Origin of the sequence: Herbaspirillum sp. B65, assembly GCF_000333555.1 — a bacterium.
GTDB lineage: Bacteria > Pseudomonadota > Gammaproteobacteria > Burkholderiales > Burkholderiaceae_D > Herbaspirillum > Herbaspirillum rubrisubalbicans.
Genome location: NZ_BADI01000251.1, coordinates 1 through 1,342, shown reverse-complemented (window position 1 = coordinate 1,342; position 1,342 = coordinate 1). Strand labels below are relative to the sequence as shown.

The window sequence follows — 1,342 nt, the reverse complement described above, 5'->3', positions numbered from 1 at the left end:
ATGCCGGCGATCGGGCAGTTGCCGGTGGAAGCCATGAGCTTGAAGCCGGCCGGCATGTCGTTGACCTTGTCACCGTGGCTCATCCAGACNTTCAACATGCCGTGGCCCTGGGCGTTGGTGAAGTCGCTGATGTTGTCCAACAGCTTGGTGTGGCCGTGGGCACGCACTTCGGCGTAGCCGAATTCGCGCAGATGGCCGTTCTCGACCTTGCCGCCCAGTTGCTCGGCCATGGTCTGCATACCGTAGCAGATGCCCAGCACTGGCACGCCCAGCTCGAATACGGCTTGCGGTGCGCGCGGGGTGTCGCCTTCGGTGACGCTGTTGGGGCCACCGGAGAGGATGACGCCGGCTGCGCCGTAGTTGCGCACGAATTCGTCGGTCACATCATGCGGGAATACCTCGGAAAACACACCGGCTTCGCGCACGCGGCGAGCGATGAGCTGGGTCACCTGGGAACCGAAGTCGAGGATCAGGATTTTCGAATGCGAATGCGTGGACATGGGCAGTGAGGTCTGGCTACGTTAAAAATGGACTTCTGAAAAGATCAACAGCCCGACAGCCTGGCGGAACGCCGATGGACTGTCGGGCTGTGGCCGCATCGAACATTACTCGGCGCGGTAGTTCGGGGCTTCCTTGGTGATCTGCACGTCGTGGACGTGCGACTCGCGCATACCGGCGGCAGTGATCTCGACGAACTCGGCACGCTCGCGGAAGTCGTCGATGGAGGCGCAACCGCAGTAACCCATGGAGGAGCGCACACCGCCCACCAGCTGGTACAGGATGGCGACCACCGAGCCCTTGTAGGCGACGCGGCCTTCGATGCCTTCCGGCACGAACTTGTCGGCGGTGTTGTCGCCGTCCTGGAAGTAGCGATCCGCCGAACCGTCGGCCATCGCACCCAGCGAACCCATGCCGCGGTAGGACTTGTAGCTGCGGCCCTGGTACAGGATCACTTCACCCGGGGCTTCTTCGGTGCCGGCGAACATGCTGCCCATCATCACGGCCGAAGCGCCGGCAGCCAGTGCCTTGGCGACGTCGCCCGAGAAGCGGATACCGCCGTCGGCGATCACCGGCACGCCAGTGCCCTTCAGGGCTTCGGCGACGTTGGCGATGGCCGAGATCTGCGGCACGCCCACGCCGGCAACGATACGGGTGGTGCAGATGGAACCGGGGCCGATACCGACCTTGACGGCATCGGCGCCATGCTCGACCAGCGCCTTGGCGGCAGCGGCAGTGGCGATGTTGCCGCCGATGACTTCGACGTGCGGGTACTTGGTCTTGACCCACTTGACGCGGTTCAACACGCCAGCGGAGTGGCCATGGGCGGTATCGACCACGATCA

Annotated in this window: 2 protein-coding genes; both read right to left on the bottom strand. The window is 64.1% G+C overall.

Features of this window, described 5'->3' with window-relative positions; genetic code table 11:
• Positions 1-500, bottom strand: a 500-nt coding sequence (gene guaA / locus I5W_RS06570) for a glutamine-hydrolyzing GMP synthase (protein ID WP_044528630.1), incomplete at its 3' end; no start/stop codon positions are given.
• A gap of 105 nt (positions 501-605) precedes the next feature.
• A partial coding sequence (gene guaB / locus I5W_RS06565) for an IMP dehydrogenase (protein WP_044528629.1) occupies positions 606-1,342 on the bottom strand: 737 nt, incomplete at its 5' end.